The sequence below is a fragment of the Kocuria aegyptia genome (assembly GCF_039530085.1).
GTDB lineage: Bacteria > Actinomycetota > Actinomycetes > Actinomycetales > Micrococcaceae > Kocuria > Kocuria aegyptia.
Genome location: NZ_BAAAOA010000005.1, coordinates 86,784 through 105,531, shown reverse-complemented (window position 1 = coordinate 105,531; position 18,748 = coordinate 86,784). Strand labels below are relative to the sequence as shown.

The window sequence follows — 18,748 nt, the reverse complement described above, 5'->3', positions numbered from 1 at the left end:
TTCGGTACAACGCTTCCGTGCGAAATAGCCCCTTTTAGACTGGATGTTGGGGGCGATGGTCATGAACTGGACCGAGGATCAGATCACCACGATGCGCACCGGCCGTCCTGAGTACCGCAACGACGTGCAGGGCCTGATCAGCTGGGTGCGCACCAGCGAGGAAACCGACGGGGAGTACAGCCTGCTGTACGCGGAGGCCTCTGCTGGGAGCACGGTGTTCCCGCATTTCCACACGCTTTACGAGGAGACCTTCCACGTTCTCGAGGGAGTTCTTGAACTGCGGGTTGCCGGCGACAGTCACCGTCTGGAGGCTGGGCAGGAAGTCACCGTTCCGCTGCGGGCAGTGCACCAGTGGCGCAATCCCACCGAGGGCACGACTCGGTTCATGGTGAAGGTCCGCCCAGCCCATGCCGTGTTCGAGAAGTGGCTAGTGGTCGCGGCGGGCCTGGTCGCCGATGGGAAGACGGCACCCGACGGGCGGCCGAAAAATCCCTACCACGGTGCATTGATCCTGGTGGAGTCCGACATCCACCTCGTTGGGGTCGGTCGGTTGCTGATGCCGATGATGCACCTGCTGGCCCGTGCGGCCCGGCGCAAGGGAATCGACCGGCAGTTGGAGGAGCACTACTACCGCCAGGGCTGAGACCGACGCTCCGGGTTCCGCGCTTCCCGAGTCACTTAACATATGCCCCCGCCCGTCCTCGCGGGAGCGCGTCCTACCAGAGGGGTCTTCGATGAAATCACCCAGCATTTCCCCGGACGACGTGGCCGAACTCCGCCAGCAGGTCACCGGACCGGTGCTCACCGCCCAGGATGAGGGCTACGAACGAGAGACCGCCGCCTACAACCTCGCGACACCGATCCACCCGGATGTGGTCGTGGGCGCTACGGATGCCGACGACGTGGCCGCCGCCGTCGCCTGGGCGGCCGCGCGCCAGGTGCCCATCGGGGTGCAGGCCACCGGGCACGGGGCCGACCGTCCGATCGACGGTGGGATGCTCGTCAACACCGCCCGATTGCAGGACTGCACGGTGAACCCGGACACCCGCATCGCGCGCGTGGGCGCCGGCGTGCGGTGGCAGACCGTGCTCGAGGCCGCCGTGCCGCACGGACTCGCCGTCCTCAACGGGTCCACCACCGACGTCGGCGTCGTCGGGTCCACCCTCGGTGGTGGCTTGCCCGTCCTGGGAAGAACCTTCGGCTTCGCCGCCGACCACGTCCGCTCCTTCGATGTCGTCACCCTGGACGGACGCCACCGCACGGTCGACGCCGAACACGAACCCGAGCTCTTCGGCCTGCTGCGCGGGGGCAAGGGCAACCTCGGGATCGTCACCGCGATGGAGTTCCAGCTCATCCCGCTCGAGGGCCTCTACGGCGGGGGCATCTTCTACCCCGGCGCCGACGCCCGGGAGGTGCTCGCCGCGTGGTCGCAGTGGTCCGCGGACCTCCCCGAGACGGCTGCCACCTCGATCGCGTTGCTGCGGCTGCCGGAGATGGACATCGTCCCCGAACCGCTGCGCAACCAGTTCGTCGTCCACCTGCGCTATGCATCCACGGCTCCCGAAGAAGAGGCTGCCCGGCTGCTGTCGCCGATGCGCACCATCTCCCGCCCGGTCATGGACACCGTCGGGCCCATGAGCTACCGGGACGTGGACGCAATCCATATGGACCCACCCGTGCCCCTGCCATACCTCGACGCCGGGCGACTACTCAACGACATGAGTGACGCCACGATCGAGGCGCTACTGGCGCACGCGGGACCAGACACCGACTGTCCGCTGCTGTTGGTGGAAATCCGCTTGATGGGCGGGGCCCTCAGCCGCACCCCGGAGGGACCCGCCGATGTGGTGGCCGGCCGGGATGCCGCCTACCTGATCAACCTGGTCGGTCTCGCGGTCCCGCCTGATGCCGAGCGGGTGCCGCCTGCGATCACCGAATTGCTGGGGGCACTGGATGAGCACGTCTCCGAGCGGACGATGGTGAACTTCCAAGGCGCCCTGGGCGGAGAACCGGGTTCTGCCCATGTCTGGACCGCGGAAGGCCACGCCCGACTCGCGGCGGCCAAAGCCCACTACGACCCGCACGGTCTGCTGCGGTTCCAGCAATCCGTGCACACCTGAGTCGAGTCCCGACCTACCCAAGCGGTCACTGCATACCGTTGTCCAGTCACACTGCTGGAAGCAGTCTCGGTTGCCCTGTTGATCGAAGGAGGCATTGAGGCTGGCGAGGTGACAGCGGTGAACCTTGTGCCACGTCGACTGACTTGACCACCGAGACGACGAGTACGCCCCGGGCTCCACCACGGAGCCCGGGGCGTTCTGCTCCCCCGGAAGCTGGGCCAGTATCGCGGCGATCAGCGGTGCTGCGTCACGAGGTGCTGGTCTGCTGGTCGGCGGCCGCCTGGTCGAGCAGGTCGCACAGGTCGAAGACGTACTCCGTGGTGTTCTCGGTGATCTCTGCCGACACCACCGTCGGCTCCTGTCCCGGCTCCGATGCGGGCTCCAAGGTGAGTGTCCCGGCCAGGTCCCCGGACAGGAACAGGAAGGCTTCCGGCAGCCCCGCCTCGGCGAATGCCTGCGCCTCTTGCTCGCTGTAGGGGAACACGATCCCGGATCCCGACCCGCTGACGGTGAGCGAGGTCCCGTCGGCGGCGAAGGTCTGGAAGCTGCGGCCGTCCGTACCGACCTCATCGAGCATGGCGCCGTCGGAGGCACGGGTGATGTCGGCCGTGGTCTCGCCGCGGTGCTCCACCACCAGGTCCCCTTCGGCGGTGACCAGGGCCCGGTACTCGCTCTCGTCGACGTCCCCCGGTGCGATGGTGATCTCGGAGTCGCAGGCGGGGAAGGTGATGGGCTGGCTCGCCTCGTCGGGGTAGGGCACGAACTTGCCGTGGGTGCTGGCCGGAGGCCATTGCGCCCCGGCCGGCTGCTCGGCCGGCGGGGCGGGCTCGTGGGTGGTGGCTCCGGCCGGCGTGGCGGCGAGCAGGAGGGCGGCGGCGGCCGCGGCGACGATGCGCTGGGTGGTGTTCATGAGCGGTCCTCAAGGCTGGGTGCCGAGGACGAACCGGACGCTGTCCACGGCAAGGTGCAGTGGATGGGAGCTGGAGTCGCAGGCGGCGTTGATCGGCGCCCACGGGCCCAGTCTCGTCATCTCGTAGGAGCGCGGGGGCTGGAGCCGAATGGATGGCGATGAGATCGTTATGGGGTCCCCGGATGCGCTGTCACAAATGCTTCAGAGTCGGTGCGAGAGTGAACGCACCGACGCTTCACGGTGGCATCCCAGGGTGTTCGCGCTGTGTCGGCTACCCTGCCAGCCGCCGGCGTGCTGCTGGGCCCGCCGGCGGATCTGCGATCGTTGCTCCCGGGTCCAGAATGGGCCGAGCTGCCACCGCAGCCTCAGGAAGAACAGCGCCACGCCGAGCGGCACGGAGACACCCCACCCGTAGAGCAGCCCCACCACGACGGTCACGAAGACGACCAGAGCGTTGACCAGCGCCCCCGACCACCACGCTCCCTCGGGCCGGTCATCGGGTACGGTCATGGCCGGCCATCCTGTTCGCGCCGGCGCCGAGCCTGCCGCCACTCGTAGAGCGTCAACGACACAGCCACGACCGTCGCGCCCGCGGTGAACCAGGCGAACAGCACCTCGAGGCGTCCCCCCGGAGGCCAGCCGGCCACCAGGGCGAGCACCATGATCCCGGCGCCAGCGAGCATCGCGACCAGATACCCGCGCAGCTGCTTGTCCTGGCCCATCGGTATCCCCCGTGCTCGTCGGGCTGGTCTACGCATCGTGCCACGAGGCGATCGAGGTCGCTTCTTCCCTCATCGGGCAGCCGTGGTGCACCGGTCGGCGGCGTGCCGCACTCGGCACCAGGAGAAGGCCGCGGCGGCTGAGCCGATGGCGGCTCCGGGGCGCAGAGGAGGATGCCGTGAACCCGGTCGATGTCGAGCGGTTCTACGCCCACGTGCTCAAGGGGCCGTCTGCGGATTCGTGCGGACTGCGGACGAGAGCGATCAGCGACGACGGGTACGCGCCGGTTCTGGGTCAGCACCACCGCCGGCCAGAAGGTCGTCTCCGCGCACCGCTTCGCCCTGGCGACCGTCCACGGCGGACTGGAGGCGATCGAGGACCAGACCGCCCTGCACCGGTGCGATGTGCCGCTGTGCGTGCGCGCCTCCCTGGGTCCGACCACGCACCTGCGGCTGGGCGCCCGGTCGGAGAACATGAAGGAGCGCTCGCGCAAGGGACGCTCCCCCACCCCGAACACCGTGAGATGGCGGAAGCTCAGCCATGCCGAGCGGGCCAACCGGTCCCGGCACCTGCGCGAGCAGCTCAAGAAGCACGGCTGGGACCAGCACCTCATCCGCCAGCTGGTCCACGACGTCGACCCGAACCACCCCACGTTGTTCTGATCGCACGGATTCGAGCTCATGATCGCGAGGTGGTGACCGGCGGCGTTCCACGGCGGGCGTCCATGGTCCGGGCGTGGGCGGCTTCCATCCGGGCCCCCAGGATCAAGGCGGTGCCGATGATCGGCCCGAGCACCCAGGCTGAGCCGAACCCGGCGATCACGAGCAGCAGCAGGGTGACGCCCCAGACCACCACTCCAGCCATCCAGCCCAGTACCACCGTGGGCATCGACATGGTCACGTAGTCGGTGGTCGCCGGCAGTCGCTCCGGGTCGCCCTCAGCCTCGAGTTTCCTGTAACGGGCCCGGGTGCGCGAGTAGATCGCGAAGCAGACCGCCAGGGCGATGAGCCCGGCGACGGAGTTGGTGAGCCCGTACCCACCGATGACGATCAGCCGGTTCCACACAACCTCTCCGACCATGTCGAAGACGATGGAGGCGGCGAAGTACGCCGGGATCCCCCACCACCACCGGAACGGCCATCGTTTCCGCGGCGCGCTGGCACTTCCGCTGTCGCCGGTTCCCTCCGTGCTCACCGCGCCACCCCCGCCGTCGGATCGCCTGTGGGCTCAGCGTAGTCAGCCCGGTCGCGCGCTGTCTCCGCACACATGAAAGGCGAGCCGGCACTGACCCGCTCGGCACGGTGAAGGCCGTCCGGGCCCGTCGGTACGCTCGGTGAGTGTCCGATCCGATCACGGAAGTTGTCCAGGCCAGCACCCATGCTCCGGCGGCGGTGGTTCCGCGTGCTCCTGGGCGTCACGGCCGCAGTCATCGTGCTCCCTACCCTCGTCTACGTCTTCGGCGGCCCCGGCGCCCGTGGGGCGATCGACGGCTTCTGGCGGTGGTTCGACGGCAGCCTAGAACGCCTCCAGGTGATGAGTTGGGTGGTCGCCGCCGCGGTCGCCGCCGTGAGTTACCTCAACTACCTCTCGACCCAGTCCGCGCAGCAGCTGGAGCACGCCCGCTCGGCGGTGGACCGCGCCACCGAGGGCGAGCCGGAGCAGCAGCACGTCGGACGTCAGGCCCTCGTGGATCTCCAGCGAAGCGCCGAAGCCAGCGGCGATCAACTGCCGGGTTTCGTGGACACAGCGCACACCGTGACCGACACCTTCAAGGAGGAGATCCTCACCGCGGCCGGCAAGGATCCGGCGGCCGTCGAAGAGATCGAGGGCGAGGCGCAGCCCGGTGGGTCCGCCGCCGTGGACGGCGCCCAGGAAGGAGAGCGATAATGACGACATGACCCTCTGAGAGGAGGAGCGACATGGTCGTATCCGCAGAGAAGATCGACGCCGCCGCCCAGGCGCTGGACCTTGATCCCAATGTGTTGATGGTCCTGGCCAAGCCGTCGGAGGTCCGCCAGATCCCGGTGCGCCTAGGCCTGCTGGGCAACGAGCCGATCTACGTCGACAGTCAGGAGCAGGCTCGCAAGCTGGAACGCTCCGACCGGGCCTACGCCTACATCACCGCAGCAGCCTCCTGAGCGCCTGCACCGCCCCGCCGCCCGCACCGGGTAGCGGGGCGGTGCCATGCACGGACGGACACCGCCGAAGCCGGCCGCACACATTCCGGTCATGACGACCTTCGTAGACCACCAGCACCCGCGCGCCGACGACGGGCGCTTCACCGCCAAGGATCACGCCGGGGCCGAGCTTAAGCTCGCGGCGCCGGCCATCACGTTGTCCGAGGCGACCGGCGACTGGGGTCCGCGCTTCCACGACATGGACCCCCGGCCCGCCTACGAGTACACCCCTTCCGAGCGCGGCGCAGTGGCGTTCCGCACCCAGTTCGGTGCCGCACCGGACGCCGCGGTGGACGGGGAGTACTGCTTCGACATCCTCGACCGCCCCGTGCTCAAGATCCAGGCCGCCGGGCGGGTCGCGGTGGACTTTCCAGGCCCAACCCGCTACGCCGCCGAAGCGAACATGCTCTCCGCGCTGGACCGGTTAGCCGGCAACGACAAGATTTCCTCCATCGACGACTACGAGGACTTCAAGCGGGAGCACGTCCTGGGGCCTCCCGGGCCGCCCGAGGACCCAGAGGAGGGCTACCGGCACGAGCTGTCCCACATCCACCGGTGCCGGGCCGGAGACCCCGACCGTCACGCGCCCTCTCCCCCACCGGGTTGATGGGGTCCACCGAGCCGCTGCCTCCGCGGCCGGCTCCGACGTCTCGGCACCGCTGGTCACTACCATCGAGCTGCGCCCGTTGCGCCACGAGGATATGTACGCGTCCGATGAGAAGACAGGACGGGTCTGCAAGCATCGCTTCGTGGTGCGGGGTGTTCTGGCGCGATCAGGCCTACGGGTCGGGTGATTCCCAGCGTCGACTCACCTGGATCCCCTCGTTTCGAAAGGGCCCCGAAGGCGCACCGCTGCTGGCGACGGAAAGGGTCATGGTCTGGCGCCGTTGGACTCATGCTTGTGCACAGAAGTGGGGCTGCCGGGCCGCCGTCGGGCTCTCTAAGCTGAAGCTGTCGGTGAGCCGCTCCCAAGCGGCCCGGCACAGCGCGAGACCCGTCGGGGGGCGTGGTCTCGTCGCACGCAGCGCCCCTGCTCGGCGCGCGTCGCCCGTGGCGGTCCCGATGTGTTGGCGGGGCCGCCACGGAGCCGACCAGACCAGCAGCCGCGACCACTGGGCGCCGAAACGCAGGTGGACAGGGGCGCCGTCACGCCCACCATCCGTCGCTGCCCGGCGCCGTCGATCGAGCGACCGGATCAGCTCTCAGCAGGGTCACCAGCCAGACCCCACCACGCCATGACCGCGGACAGGACGGTTGCGGCAGCAGTCAGGGGCGTGATCTGGGCGTCCCAGTGACGCCAGGCCGCCTGCGCCGATCGTTCCGCGGCTTGGCCGCACGTCATCCCCACGCCGAGCACGCCCAGCACTCGCGCCACCCAGCGTCGGGGACGCACCAGCAGAGCAACAGTGCAGACTCCCTGGAGGACGAGCATGTAGTTGGGCGCGGACAGGGCGGTGCCGATGAACCACTGGTCACGTTCGATGTTCTCCGCCGAGCCTCGCCGGAATCCGACGTCGTAGGATCTCCGGTCGCGGAGAGCTGTGCGAAGCCCCATCGCGCCCAGACACAGTTGTGCTGCCGAGACTGCAGCGAGCCTCTTCATGACCCCTCCTGCGTTCGTGCGGCGATGCCGCCTTCACCGCCACCAGAGTGCGCGCCAGGTCCCGCCGCGGCAAGCCTTTGACACGGCACGACGGGCGCGCCCTCTGCCCGCTCACGAGCCGCCGCCCTCATCCCCAGACCAGTCGTTGGCCCAGCTCCAGCCGGCGCTCAGTCCCCGGACATGAGGAAGACACCGGCGGTCAGGAACATCGCCGCCGCGACGGCGAGCAGCCCGGCAGCAGCCCGGCGGTCCCGGCCTTTCGGCATCGTGCCCTTGCCCTCGGCCAGGCCGCGGGCCATGAACAGCGCCCCGGCGAACAGGAACCCGAGGGCGATGAAGTTGAGCTTCAGCGACGTCGGCATCAGCCACCTCCGGTACTGAGAACGACGGCGAGCAGCGTGCAGAGCACCGAGGCGACGATCAGCACGATGGCGATTTTCCGGTCCCTGGCGGTGCGGTCCTTGCCGCGGGTCTCGACCCACCAGCGGATCATGAACAGGAACCCGGCCAGCAGCAGCGAGCAGCCGACCAGCCGGAAGATCTCGTCCACCTCCATCAGCGCGGCTCGTTGCCGGTCTCGGCGACCACCAGCACGCGCAACAGGTCGAGCACGGTCCGCCGCGCCATTGGAGAGAGGTCGTCGACGCCGTCGGGCAGTTCGTCGGCCAACGAGGTGGGGCGCTCCCGTGGACCGTTGTGAGGGGGTCGCCGGGAGATGTCCATCTGATCGCGAAGCGGCACGGTGTACTGCTCGACCATCTCGGCATCACCGTCTGTCTCCGCGTGGATGCGGCGGGCCTCGGCGACGTTGCACACCACCCGGTTCCAGGCGATGAGCTCATAGACGGCAATGATCGTCTCCCGGCTGACCTGGTCATGCCCGCGCAGGTCCTCGACGGCGCTCTGCAGACCGGGGCCCAGCGGGATGACGTCGTCAAGGTGGTCCTGCTGGTCCTCGATCTCCGCCAGCAGCCGACGCATCCGGGACTGAGTCTTCATCGCGAACCGGCCGACCGCCTCGAGCGTCTCGTCGTAGGCGTGACGGCCTTTCGCCGTTGCCTCCGCGGCCGTCAGCGGGTGATTCGCAGGGAATCGGTAGCTGTTGCTGCGCTTCGTGATCGAGGTGATGTGCCCACCCTCGGCCAGGAGCCGCAGCAGGGCGGAGTCGATCCCGCGCGTGCGGGAGAACTCCCCGAGGGTGAGCGTCTCGACCTCGGGCGCCCCTGTCTCAGCCATGCCGCCACCGTATCGACGGCATGGCGCGGGCGCCGCGGGGCTCGCCGGTGCTCATCACATCGCGGCCGGGTAGTGGCCGCAGCGCGGGCAGTCGCACTGCGGGTCGGTGATGTCCTGGACGAACGGGCGCGCCTGATCGCCCACCCGGCAGGACTGGTTCATCAGCCGGTAGGTCGTCGGGCAGGTGCACGGCTTCCGGCCGATGAGGCGGAGCAGGCAGAGCTGGCAGGCGTGCTGGTGCCGGGCGGCGTCGTTGCCGGTGACCAAGACCGTCAGCTGCGGGCGCACCCTCACGAGCGAGGACGCCACGGCAGCCGCCTGGGCCAACGGGTCGGTGGCGACCTCGCTGTCGGTGACCCGGGTGGTCAGCTGGACCCGTCGCCGCGGGTGACGATCCGCGTGACGACGGCCTGCTCGGTCATCACACTCACGACTGGCCCTCTGCGTCCTTCCAGTGCCTGGCGAGTCTGCTCGGCGTCGAGGAGGTCCCAGTCGGTGGGGCCGGCGGCGTGCCTCTTGGTCACGGTCGCCGCGTCCAGGGCACGCTCGTTGATCCCATTGGTCACCGTCGACATCGGGTGCTCGGCCAGCATCGCGTCGCGGCGCTGCTCGGCGCGGTGGAACGGGTCGAGCTCCTGGCGGGAGTCGTCGACGAAGACGCGGGTGGTGGTTGGACCGTCCGGGTGGACGACAGTGAGCCCGGCTGCAGCTTGTTTGTGAGCGAGGACGGTCATGGAAGCGCGCCTGAGTTCGGTTGGGCCGGCACCACGATCCACTTCGTGCGCGGGCCGGCGACTTCGTCCGACGTGCAGATCGACCACGTCGTGTCGCTGGGCAACACGTGGATCACCGGGGCCTGGAGCCTTTCCCAGGACCAGCGTGTCGAGCTGGCCCATGACCCGCTGAACCTACTGGCGGTGGACGGGCCGACCCATCAGGCGAGGTCCGACAAGCCGGCCAATTGAGTGGCTGCCGCCGAACGTGGACTTCCGCTGTGAGTTCGCCGCCATCCAGTTTGCGGTGAAGGCCGAGTACGAGCTGTGGGTCACCGCTCCGGAGAACACTGCGATGACCGAGGTGCTGGCCGGCTGCAAGGGCCGGGAGGTCCCGACCGGCGCGGCCTACGGCGACGTCGACAGCAACACCCTGGCCCCCGTCGAAGAGGTCCGGGCACCGGCCCCGGTGAACGAAGCCCCGGCGCCCGAGCCCGCCCCGGTGGTGCCAGCGCCAGAAGCTGAGCCGGCACCCGCCGCTCCTGCTGCCCCGGCCGGCGGGTTCGCCAACTGCACGGAGGCCAGGGCAGCCGGCGCCGCTCCGCCTTACGCCGGCTCGCCGGGCTACTCGCCCGAGATGGATCGCGACGGCGACGGGGTCGCCTGCGAATAACGAGACCTCCCTGCGAACACGGCGAAGCCCCGCTCTCCGATCCCATGAGGGCTCAGGAGGACGGGGCTTCCCCTGTTTTCCTGCCCCGTGCTCCAACGCTCCAGGAGGCGGCAGGGCGCTTCGGACGCCCAGCGGTGCATGCTTCGCGCACCGCGGATTTCTGCTGCTCGCCCGGGGCGGTCCCCGCTTCGGCGATCACCGTGACGAAAGCCTTGGTGTTCTCCACCAGGGAGGTGTTCTTCGCCGGGTTGTCCACGGCCCGATCCTAGGCGGTGGCGTAGCCGATGGTCTGGCCGGCGGCCACGACGGCGCCGACCTCGGTGATCTCCACAGACATGCGGGAGCTCCTGTGCTCGTGGTCTCCCGGCGAGCACGCTCGCAACTGGGCTGTCATATCGCGCGGATCAGACACGCGACGCGGCTGCCCCCTCGCATGTTGAACGGCAAGAATCGTGGCATGGTGTGAGGTTGCATAGTTCGGGACACCGAGACATCTGCATCTGCGGTCCGCCCCGGGCACCGAAGCCTCTGCCGCAACGAACCGCTATTCGCTCCGCATGGGCTTAACGGGGGCAACCGAGGAGGAGTGAGTGGCCACTGACAACTCGTAGCAGAGAAATTCACGAGACGAAAATGTGGCCAAAGTGTCGGCAATTCGGCTAAAGCGAAAGGGCCCCACCGGCATGACGCCTGGTGAGACCCTTCTTTTCGCTCCCCCGACTGGACTCGAACCAGTAACCCTTCGATTAACAGTCGAATGCTCTGCCAATTGAGCTACGGGGGACCGTGCACGCACGCGTGCAACGAGCCATCACTTTACCGTCCCCGCCGGGCTTCGACAAATCCGGACCCGTCCGGTCGCGTCAGTCCTGGCGGAGGCCGCGCCGCTGCATCTCCAGCTCCAGCAGCTCCCGCTGGAGCTGCTGGTAGCGCTCGCGCTGACCGGTGGGATCCGTGCGCTGGAGCTCCGCCAGCCGGTCCGACTTCCGCCGGTTGATCTGCAGCTCGAAGAGGCGGTTGAGGATGTCCGCGGTGTAGCGCTCCAGCTGCTGCTGGGTGGTGGCCGGCAGCGGCGTCACCGCGAGCTCGGCGAGATAGCCGTGCAGCGGCTCCGGCAGGTGCCCGCGCACCGCATCCACCCAGACCTGCCCGTTCGGCACGGCGGTCCCGTCGCCGAGGAGTTCCGCACGAGCGGCCAGGACCGCGTCGTGCACCGCCCCGTGCACGGGGTAGCGGAAGGCGCTGAGGCCGAACTCCTCCCAGTGCCGCTCGAGCATGAGGTCCGGGCACTGGATGACGGTCTCGAGGGCCTCCCGCTCCATCCGGGCCACGGGCTCGCGCGGGTCGGGGAGCTCGACCGGGACCGGCCCCGGCGCCTCCGGCTCCACCGGCCGGTGCGGTGCGGGGCCCCCCTCGCGCTGGGCGCGGCCCGCGGAGTCGACGGTCCGCTGGACCTCCGCGGGCTCGAGCCCGAGCCAGCCCGCGAGCTGCCGCGCATAGGCCGGGCGCAGGGAGCGGTCCCGGATCTGCGCCACGATGGGCGCGCAGGCCCGCATCGCCCGGACGCGGCCCTCGATGGTGTCCAGGTCGAAGTTCTTCAGCGTCGCCCGGATGGCGAACTCGAACAGGGGTCGGCGGTTCTCCACGAGCTCGGCCACGGCGGCGTCCCCGCGGGCGAGCCGGAGGTCGCACGGGTCCATCCCGTGCGGCTCGACCGCCACGTAGGTCTGCGCCACGAACTTCTGGTCCTCCTCGAAGGCGCGCAGGGCGGCCTTCTGCCCGGCGGCGTCGCCGTCGAAGGTGAAGACCACCTCTCCCCCGCCGCCGTCGTCGGAGAGGAACCGCCGGACGATCTTGATGTGCTCGGCCCCGAAGGCGGTGCCGCACGTGGCCACCGCCGTGGTGACGCCCGCGAGGTGGCAGGCCATGACGTCGGTGTAGCCCTCGACGACGACGAGCCGGCGCTGCTTGGCGATCTCCCGCTTCGCGAGGTCGATGCCGTAGAGCACCTGGGACTTCTTGTACAGGGCGGTCTCGGGGGTGTTGAGGTACTTCGGGCCCTGGTCGTCGTCGTGGAGCTTGCGGGCGCCGAAACCGATGACTTCCCCGGCGACCGCGCGGATGGGCCACACCAGCCTGCCGCGGAACCGGTCGTAGAGACCGCGGTTGCCCTCGGAGAACATGCCGGTGAGCTTGAGCTCCTGGTCCGTGAAGCCGCGGTCCCGCAGGTGCTTGAGGAGGTGGTCCCAGCCTCGGGGTGCGTAGCCGACGCCGTAGCGCCGGGCGGCCTCGCCGTCGAAGCCCCGCTCGCCCAGGAACTGCTGGGCGGGGGCGGCCTGGCGGGTGTAGAGGTTGCGCTGGAAGTACTCGGCCGCGACCTTGTGCGCGTCCAGCAGGCGCTGGCGGCGGCCGACCTCCTCCTTGTTCGGCCCGGAGCCCTGCTCGTAGCGCAGCTCGTAGCCCACCCGGGCCGCGAGCTTCTCCACGGTCTCCGAGAAGGTGGTGTGGTCCATGGTCATGAGGAACGAGATGACGTCCCCGGACTCGTCGCAGCCGAAGCAGTGGTAGGTGCCCATCTGCGGCCGCACGTGGAAGGACGGGGTGCGCTCGTCGTGGAACGGGCAGAGTCCCTTCCAGGAGCCGATGCCGGCGCTCTTGAGGGTGACGTAGCCGTCGACGATCTCCTTGATGTCGGTGCGCGCCCGCACCTCGTCGATGTCCTCGCGTCTGATCAGTCCTGCCACACCGACAGTCTAGGTGCGCGGCCCGACGCCCGAGGGCCGGCCGGACCCCGCGGTGGAGCACCGCACGGTCGGGCCGGCCCGCGGCGGGCAGACCGCCGGCAGGGGCTCAGCCGGGACCTTCCCGCAGGTCCTGCCGGGTCCTGGTGCCGGTCAGGGCGAGCCCGCCCAGGGCGCCCACCGCGGCGAAGGCGAAGAAGCCCCACGGATAGGCCAGGCCCGCGGTCAGCAGGGTGCCTCCGATGATCGGTCCCGAGATCGCCCCGAGCCGGCCCACCCCGGCGGACATGCCCAGCGCCGTGGCGCGCACGCGCGGCGGGTGGTTGGCGGCGGTGAACGCGTAGACGAGCACCTGGGAGGAGAACACGAAGCAGCCGGTGACGAAGACCATGGCGTAGATGCCCAGCACGGGCAGCTTGATCGCCAGGGCGGCCAGCAGCACCGCGGAGCCGAGGAACCAGATGATGCCCGCCGCGCGGGGGGTGATCCGGTCGGCCACGCGCCCGGCGACGGTCAGGCCCACGATGGCGCCCACGTTGAGGACCAGCAGGAAGCCGAGGGAGTTCCCGAGGTCGTACTCCGCCGCCCGCATGATCTGCGGCAGCCAGGTGTTGAGGCCGTAGACGAGCAGCAGGCCCATGAACGAGGCGATCCAGATCGCGACCGAGTTCCGGCGCCAGCCGGTGGAGAGCAGCATCGTGGCGCCGACCTTCCCTGTCTGCTCCTGTCCTGGCGCGTGGTCCTCGAGGTGCAGGCCGTAGTGCTCGGCCACGGCGCGGGCCTCGGCCGTGCGCCCCTTGGACGCGAGGAAGGCGGGCGACTCGGGCAGGAAGACGAGCATGAGGGGCACGAGCACGAGCGCCGGCAGGGAGCCCAGGACGAACATCTCCTGCCAGCCGAACTGGCGGACCACGACGATGGCGAGCGCCGCGGTCAGCACCGCACCGACGTGGTAGCCGGTCATCACCAGGGTCGTGGCGTTGGAGCCCCGGCCGAGGCGGGCGAACTCGGTCACCATGGCGATCGCGGTGGGCAGGCACCCGCCCAGGCCCAGGCCGGCGAGGAAGCGGAGCAGGCCCAGGACCAGGACGCTCGGGGAGAACGCGGCGGCGAAGGTGAGCAGGGAGAACAGCACCACGGCGCCGATGAGCATCTTGCGGCGGCCGAGCCTGTCGGTGAGGTAGCCCATGGTCAGCGCGCCGAGCATCATGCCCACGAGGCCGGCGGTCGCCACGGCGGTGCCCTGCGCGGTGGTCATGCCGAGGTCGTTGTTCTCGAGCATGGACGGCAGCACGGCACCCAGGACCACGGCGTCGAAGCCGTCCAGGAGCACCGCGATCCAGCACAGCGGCGCCACCCACGCGCGGGAGCGGAGGACGGGCCGGGCCCGGGAGGACGAGGATGACGCCGCCTGCGGGGCGGGTCGGGCGGGGTTTCCCATGAGCATTCTGACCTTCGTGAGGAGGAGCACGAACGCGGCGAGTCCAAGGAGCGCCGCCGTGTGCGACCCGGCCCACAGTCATTGATCGGGATGCTGGGTCGGCCGCGCGGCACGGGTCACCAGAGCGGCTTGTCCCCCACGCGCCAGTGGGTGCCGCGGATCCGGTCGTGCAGGGACACGGCGGACAGGTCGGTGAGGGAGGCGACCTGGTCCACGACGAGGCGCAGCCGGGCGGTCTCCGTGCCCGGCCCCTCGCCGATGTCGTGCCAGTCGGCGGCGAAGGCGGGCGAGAGGTGGCGGCCGTCGGAGTCCATCAGCGCGCTCACCAGGATGGAGAGCACCTCCTGCTGGTTGTCGTAGATCGGCTGCGCGTCGCGCACCGTGATGACGTAGGTCGTGGCGATGCCCTTGAGCACGCCGATCTCCTCCGTGGTCCCCTCCGGGACCACGAGCTGGGCGTCGTAGCGGGTCAGCGGGTCCTCGCCGTAGATGTCCCGGGTGGCGCCCACCGCGGACATCGCGAAGCGGCCGATGAGCTGGCTCGTCATGTTCTTGAGCCGGGCGAGGTCCTTGCGGGACCCGTCCATCTCGCGCACCCACAGGGACGAGTCCTCGAGGCGGGTCAGGGCGGCGTCGAGGGACTCCGGCGCCGCCTCGGGAAGGTACCAGCGCCGGGTGAGCTCGAGCACCTTGTCCCGCTGGGTGGTGTCCGCGAGCCAGCCCAGCTGCACGAGCCCGGAGGCGATGGCGTCCTCGACGTCGTGCACGGAGTAGGAGATGTCGTCCGCGAGATCCATGGCCTGGGCCTCGAGACACTTCGTGCGGGCCGGGGCGCCGTCGCGCAGCCACGCGAACACCGGCAGGTCGTCCGCGTAGACCCCGAACTTCGGGGAGCGCGTCCCGTCCGGGCGCAGCGGCGCCTCGTGGGCCTCCCACGGGTACTTGCACACGGCGTCCAGCACGGCGCGGGTGAGGTTCAGGCCGGCAGGCCCCCCGTCGTCGTCGAGCACCTTGGGCTCGAGCCGGGTGAGCAGGCGCAGGGTCTGCGCGTTGCCCTCGAAGCCGCCGATGTGCTGGGTCAGCCGGTGCAGGGCCGACTCCCCGTTGTGCCCGAACGGCGGGTGGCCGAGGTCGTGGGAGAGGCAGGCGGCGTCGACGACGTCGGGGTCGCAGCCCAGCATCCGGCCCAGCTCCCGGCCGATCTGGGCGACCTCGAGGGAGTGGGTCAGGCGGTTGCGCACGAAGTCGTCGGTGTCCGGGGAGACGACCTGCGTCTTGGCCGCCAGCCGCCGCAGCCCTGAGGAGTGCAGGATCCGGGCGCGGTCCCGCTCGAAGTCGGAGCGGTACTTGTTGTGGTGGTCCTCCGCCACCCAACGCGCGACGTCGCGGGCCTCGTAGCCCGGGGCGGGCGCGCCGGTGCGGTCGATCTCGATGGACGTGTGGTGCATGCCCGGTCCTTTCCGTGTCGTGGGGCCGGCTCAGCCGCCGGAGGCGTCGAGCTCCGCCGCGACCAGCCCCAGCCGCTCGGCGTCCCCCAGCTCGCGGGAGCCCAGCCAGCCGTCCGGCAGGTGCGGCTTCTTCGGCGAGCCGGCGCGGCCGCGCGGGCCCTCGACCGCCTCGCCCGGGTAGCCGAGGGACAGGTCGAGCTCGTCCAGCAGCTCGCGCAGGGTCGCGAGGTCCGGCACCTGGGCCATCCTGGCGCGCAGCTCCCCGCCCACCGGGTAGCCCTTGAAGTACCAGGCGACGTGCTTGCGGATGTCGCGCAGCCCCTTGGCCTCGTCGCCGAACATCTCCACGAGCAGCTCGGCGTGGCGGTAGATCGTCCGCGCGACCTGGTCCACCCCGGGGCGGAAGCGGTCGGAGCGGCCCTCGAAGGCGGCCTGCAGGTCGCCGAAGAGCCAGGGCCGTCCCTGGCATCCGCGGCCGATGACCACGCCGTCCACACCGGTCTGTTCGACCATGCGCACCGCGTCCTCGGCGCTCCAGATGTCCCCGTTGCCGAGCACGGGCACGTCCGGCAGCGCCTCCCGCAGCTGCGCGATGGCGTCCCAGTCGGCGGTGCCCGAGTAGTGCTGCTCGAGGGTGCGCCCGTGCAGGGCCACGGCGGCGACGCCGCTGTCGCGGGCGATCCGGCCGGCCTCGAGGAAGGTGAGGTGGCCGTCGTCGATGCCCTTGCGCATCTTGACCGTCACGGGGACGTTCCCGCGGGAGGCCTCCTGGACGGCGGTGCGCACGATCGCGGTGAACAGGTCGGTCTTCCAGGGCAGGGCGGAGCCGCCGCCGCGCTTGGTGACCTTGGGGACGGGGCAGCCGAAGTTCAGGTCGATGTGGTCGGCCCGGTCCTCCTCCACGACCATCCGCACGGCCTGGCCGACGTGCACGGCGTCCACGCCGTAGATCTGGATGGAGCGGGGCGTCTCGTCCGGGTCGTGGTCGATGATCCGCATCGACTCGGGCCGCCGTTCCACGAGGGCGCGGGCCGTGACCATCTCCGTCACGTACAGGCCTCCGCCGTACTCGCGGCACAGCCGGCGGAACGCCTTGTTGGTGACCCCGGCCATCGGCGCCAGCACCACGGGGACGTCGATCGTGAGCTCGCCCAGGTGCAGCGGCGGCAGGTCGAGCCGGGTGGGGTGGTTCTCGGTACGGGTGTCCATCACCGGGGAATTCTCTCACGGACGGGGACGGCACCGGGCCCCGGGGTTCGCCCCGGGGCCGTGCGGTGGCCTGCGGGCCTCAGATCCAGCGCGGGCTCTGCACGTCGGCGCCGGCCTCGAGGCGGGCACCGCCGCGCCCGGTGGCCCACTGGGCGACCGCGGGCAGGTCCCCGCGCACCGGGATCCCGGCGTCCTGGTGCGCGCCGGCCCCGAGCTCACCGAGCTCCGGGGCGTCGGTGACCTGGATCCGCAGCCCGGGGTCGGTGTCCTTCGCGGCCCAGCTGCCGACGACCTCGCGCAGCAGCCGGGTCAGCACCTCGCGGGGGACGTCCGAGAAGCGGGCGCCGTTGTCGAGGTCGACCGCGTGCAGCCAGACCTCGCGGTTGCGCATCCAGACGGTCTCCGTGGCCGGCACGGTCCGGCCCTGCGCGGTGCGCACCTCGTGGTGCCACGCCTCCTCGGGGGTGTCGCGCCACTCGACGTTCAGGGACACCGCGGCGTGGTCGTTGAGGTGCCGCAGCGCCCGGGCCGGCAGGGTCGCGCCGTAGGCGATCTCGGCGTTGCGGGCGTCCGGGGAGGAGTACATCGGGGTCTCCACGCCCGTGGTCGCCCACTGCACCAGCCGGGTCAGGGCGCGGGCGTTGTAGCCGACGTGGGCGATGACGTGCCGGCGGGACCAGCCGGGCAGCAGCGACGGGCCGTCGAGCTCGTCGTCGGTGAGCTCGTTGACCTTCCGGGTCCAGTTCGCCGTGCCGCGGCGCACCAGCAGCAGCTGGGCCTTCAGCTCCTCGTCGGTGGTGCGGTCCTGACGGGCGGCCATGGTGATCCCCTATCCCCGGACGTGCTGCTGGACCGGGGCCGGTGCGGACGGCTCGGCCGGTTCGACGATGTGGTTGCTCAGCGTGCCGATCCCGTCGATCTCGACCTCGACCACGTCGCCGGACCTCAGGAAGACCTGTGGGTCGCGGGCCCGGCCCACCCCGCCGGGGGTGCCGGTGAGGATGATGTCCCCGGGGTTCAGCGGCAGCATCGTGGAGCAGTAGGCCACGAGGTGCTCCGGGGTGAACAGCAGGTCCCCGATCGAGTGCTCCTGCATGGTCCGTCCGTTGACCCGGGTGTGCAGGGTGGCCTCCTCGGGGGCGAACTCGTCGGCGGTGACCATGACGGGGCCCACCGGGGTGGAGGCCGCCCAGATTTTGCCCTGCAGCCACTCCTTGGTGCGGAACTGCCACTCGCGCATCGAGATGTCGTTGGCCGCGGCGTAGCCGGCGATGTACTGGCCGGCCTCGGCCTCGTCCACCTTGTGGGCGCGCTTGCCGACGACGACGACGAGCTCGCCCTCCCAGTCCAGCTGCGGGTCCTCGGCCACGGCCTCGATGGGGTCGTTCGGGCCGGTGAGGGTCTCGGTGAACTTGGCGAAGATCGTCGGGTAGGACGGCAGGTCCCGGCCCATCTCCTGGATGTGGGACTTGTAGTTGAGCCCCACGCACAGGATCTTGCCGGGGTCGATGACGATCCTCTCCAGCTCGGCGTCGGCGGCCGGGTGGGTCGGCCCTGAGGCGTCGGCGGCGATGGCGCGCCAGTCCTCCTGCCGCAGCAGGGCGCCGAGGTCCGGGTAGCCGGTGATCTCGGTGTAGACCTCGCCGTCGAGGCGGGCGGCCGTGGTGGTGGTTCCGGTGCGCAGGGTGGCGAGCTTCATCGGGGTGTTCCTCCAGGATCGGGGTGGGGGTCCGGGTACGGGGTCGGGGTGCGGGGGC

26 protein-coding genes and 1 tRNA gene are annotated in these 18,748 nt (G+C 70.4%); 8 read left to right on the top strand and 19 right to left on the bottom strand.

Translation table 11 applies throughout. The features are described 5' to 3' along the window. The first annotated feature begins 61 nt into the window (after positions 1–61). Together ABD220_RS01180 and ABD220_RS01175 are read left to right on the top strand one after the other, a co-directional pair. Positions 62–643: a cupin domain-containing protein gene (locus ABD220_RS01180; protein WP_344119087.1), complete on the top strand. Its 582-nt coding sequence runs from the start codon at positions 62–64 to the stop codon at positions 641–643. Positions 644–734: 91 nt separating this feature from the next. Next, positions 735–2,120, top strand: coding sequence for an FAD-binding oxidoreductase (locus ABD220_RS01175; RefSeq protein WP_344119085.1), 1,386 nt, complete (start codon positions 735–737; stop codon positions 2,118–2,120). 247 nt (positions 2,121–2,367) lie between these two features. On the opposite strand, the gene ABD220_RS01170 is transcribed toward ABD220_RS01175, so the two are convergent. The 3 genes from ABD220_RS01170 to ABD220_RS01160 form a co-directional block, all read right to left on the bottom strand. After that, a complete protein-coding gene (locus tag ABD220_RS01170; RefSeq protein ID WP_344119083.1) occupies positions 2,368–3,030 on the bottom strand; it encodes a hypothetical protein in 663 nt (220 codons plus the stop codon). 201 nt (positions 3,031–3,231) lie between these two features. Then, entirely contained in the window at positions 3,232–3,540 is a 309-nt protein-coding gene (locus ABD220_RS01165) for a hypothetical protein (RefSeq protein ID WP_344119081.1), read from the bottom strand. Further along, on the bottom strand, positions 3,537–3,752 hold the full coding sequence (locus tag ABD220_RS01160) for a hypothetical protein (RefSeq protein WP_344119079.1): 216 nt from the start codon (positions 3,750–3,752) through the stop codon (positions 3,537–3,539). Before ABD220_RS01160 ends, ABD220_RS01165 begins: the two co-directional genes overlap by 4 nt. A 189-nt stretch (positions 3,753–3,941) precedes the next feature. On the opposite strand from ABD220_RS01160, the gene ABD220_RS01155 reads away from it, so the two are divergent. Then, a complete protein-coding gene (locus ABD220_RS01155) occupies positions 3,942–4,412 on the top strand; it encodes a hypothetical protein (RefSeq protein WP_344119077.1) in 471 nt (156 codons plus the stop codon). 16 nt (positions 4,413–4,428) lie between these two features. Here the strand turns inward: ABD220_RS01155 and ABD220_RS01150 are convergent, their stop codons facing one another. Then, entirely contained in the window at positions 4,429–4,944 is a 516-nt protein-coding gene (locus tag ABD220_RS01150; RefSeq protein ID WP_344119075.1) for a hypothetical protein, read from the bottom strand. A 183-nt stretch (positions 4,945–5,127) separates the two neighbouring features. Between ABD220_RS01150 and ABD220_RS01145 the strand changes: the two genes are divergently transcribed. The 3 genes from ABD220_RS01145 (at position 5,128) to ABD220_RS01135 (ending at position 6,534) form a co-directional block, all read left to right on the top strand. Next, entirely contained in the window at positions 5,128–5,637 is a 510-nt protein-coding gene (locus ABD220_RS01145; protein ID WP_344119073.1) for a hypothetical protein, read from the top strand. A gap of 32 nt (positions 5,638–5,669) precedes the next feature. After that, positions 5,670–5,888: a hypothetical protein gene (locus ABD220_RS01140; RefSeq protein WP_344119071.1), complete on the top strand. Its 219-nt coding sequence runs from the start codon at positions 5,670–5,672 to the stop codon at positions 5,886–5,888. Between the two features lie 91 nt (positions 5,889–5,979). After that, complete coding sequence (locus tag ABD220_RS01135) at positions 5,980–6,534, top strand: hypothetical protein (RefSeq protein WP_344119069.1); 555 nt, start codon at positions 5,980–5,982, stop codon at positions 6,532–6,534. Positions 6,535–7,122: 588 nt separating this feature from the next. Here the strand turns inward: ABD220_RS01135 and ABD220_RS01130 are convergent. The 6 genes from ABD220_RS01130 to ABD220_RS01105 all read right to left on the bottom strand — a co-directional run bounded on the left by ABD220_RS01130 (position 7,123) and on the right by ABD220_RS01105 (position 9,500). After that, a complete protein-coding gene (locus ABD220_RS01130; RefSeq protein WP_344119068.1) occupies positions 7,123–7,530 on the bottom strand; it encodes a hypothetical protein in 408 nt (135 codons plus the stop codon). A gap of 167 nt (positions 7,531–7,697) precedes the next feature. After that, positions 7,698–7,892, bottom strand: coding sequence for a hypothetical protein (locus ABD220_RS01125; protein ID WP_344119066.1), 195 nt, complete (start codon positions 7,890–7,892; stop codon positions 7,698–7,700). Continuing rightward, complete coding sequence (locus ABD220_RS01120) at positions 7,892–8,086, bottom strand: hypothetical protein (RefSeq protein WP_344119064.1); 195 nt, start codon at positions 8,084–8,086, stop codon at positions 7,892–7,894. Before ABD220_RS01120 ends, ABD220_RS01125 begins: the two co-directional genes overlap by 1 nt. Then, the gene (locus tag ABD220_RS01115; protein WP_344119062.1) at positions 8,086–8,766 is read right to left on the bottom strand and encodes a hypothetical protein; all 681 of its coding nucleotides are present in this window, start codon (positions 8,764–8,766) and stop codon (positions 8,086–8,088) included. Before ABD220_RS01115 ends, ABD220_RS01120 begins: the two co-directional genes overlap by 1 nt. A gap of 54 nt (positions 8,767–8,820) precedes the next feature. Further along, a complete protein-coding gene (locus tag ABD220_RS01110) occupies positions 8,821–9,075 on the bottom strand; it encodes a hypothetical protein (RefSeq protein WP_344119061.1) in 255 nt (84 codons plus the stop codon). Between the two features lie 56 nt (positions 9,076–9,131). Beyond that, entirely contained in the window at positions 9,132–9,500 is a 369-nt protein-coding gene (locus ABD220_RS01105; protein ID WP_344119059.1) for a hypothetical protein, read from the bottom strand. On the opposite strand from ABD220_RS01105, the gene ABD220_RS01100 reads away from it, so the two are divergent. Next, positions 9,483–9,731 (top strand): GmrSD restriction endonuclease domain-containing protein, encoded by a 249-nt coding sequence (locus tag ABD220_RS01100; RefSeq protein WP_344119057.1) that lies wholly within the window; start codon positions 9,483–9,485, stop codon positions 9,729–9,731. The genes ABD220_RS01105 and ABD220_RS01100 overlap by 18 nt on opposite strands. A gap of 16 nt (positions 9,732–9,747) precedes the next feature. Next, entirely contained in the window at positions 9,748–10,152 is a 405-nt protein-coding gene (locus ABD220_RS01095; RefSeq protein ID WP_344119055.1) for an excalibur calcium-binding domain-containing protein, read from the top strand. Between the two features lie 52 nt (positions 10,153–10,204). Here the strand turns inward: ABD220_RS01095 and ABD220_RS01090 are convergent, their stop codons facing one another. The 9 genes from ABD220_RS01090 to ABD220_RS01050 all read right to left on the bottom strand — a co-directional run bounded on the left by ABD220_RS01090 (position 10,205) and on the right by ABD220_RS01050 (position 18,690). Next, positions 10,205–10,408 (bottom strand): hypothetical protein, encoded by a 204-nt coding sequence (locus ABD220_RS01090; protein WP_344119054.1) that lies wholly within the window; start codon positions 10,406–10,408, stop codon positions 10,205–10,207. Positions 10,409–10,417: 9 nt separating this feature from the next. After that, positions 10,418–10,546, bottom strand: a complete 129-nt coding sequence (locus ABD220_RS01085) for a hypothetical protein (RefSeq protein WP_344119052.1) — start codon at positions 10,544–10,546, stop codon at positions 10,418–10,420. 317 nt (positions 10,547–10,863) lie between these two features. Then, positions 10,864–10,936: transfer RNA gene (locus ABD220_RS01080), tRNA-Asn, on the bottom strand. Positions 10,937–11,015: 79 nt separating this feature from the next. After that, positions 11,016–12,896: a DNA primase gene (gene dnaG / locus ABD220_RS01075; RefSeq protein ID WP_344119051.1), complete on the bottom strand. Its 1,881-nt coding sequence runs from the start codon at positions 12,894–12,896 to the stop codon at positions 11,016–11,018. A 106-nt stretch (positions 12,897–13,002) separates the two neighbouring features. Beyond that, positions 13,003–14,334, bottom strand: a complete 1,332-nt coding sequence (locus ABD220_RS01070) for an MFS transporter (protein ID WP_344119049.1) — start codon at positions 14,332–14,334, stop codon at positions 13,003–13,005. Between the two features lie 116 nt (positions 14,335–14,450). Further along, positions 14,451–15,782, bottom strand: a complete 1,332-nt coding sequence (locus ABD220_RS01065) for a deoxyguanosinetriphosphate triphosphohydrolase (protein WP_344119047.1) — start codon at positions 15,780–15,782, stop codon at positions 14,451–14,453. A 30-nt stretch (positions 15,783–15,812) separates the two neighbouring features. Further along, positions 15,813–16,991: a tRNA dihydrouridine synthase DusB gene (gene dusB, locus ABD220_RS01060; protein ID WP_344119046.1), complete on the bottom strand. Its 1,179-nt coding sequence runs from the start codon at positions 16,989–16,991 to the stop codon at positions 15,813–15,815. A 79-nt stretch (positions 16,992–17,070) separates the two neighbouring features. Continuing rightward, positions 17,071–17,811, bottom strand: a complete 741-nt coding sequence (locus ABD220_RS01055) for a maleylpyruvate isomerase family mycothiol-dependent enzyme (RefSeq protein WP_344119044.1) — start codon at positions 17,809–17,811, stop codon at positions 17,071–17,073. 9 nt (positions 17,812–17,820) lie between these two features. After that, on the bottom strand, positions 17,821–18,690 hold the full coding sequence (locus tag ABD220_RS01050) for a fumarylacetoacetate hydrolase family protein (RefSeq protein ID WP_344119042.1): 870 nt from the start codon (positions 18,688–18,690) through the stop codon (positions 17,821–17,823). Positions 18,691–18,748 lie beyond the last annotated feature (58 nt).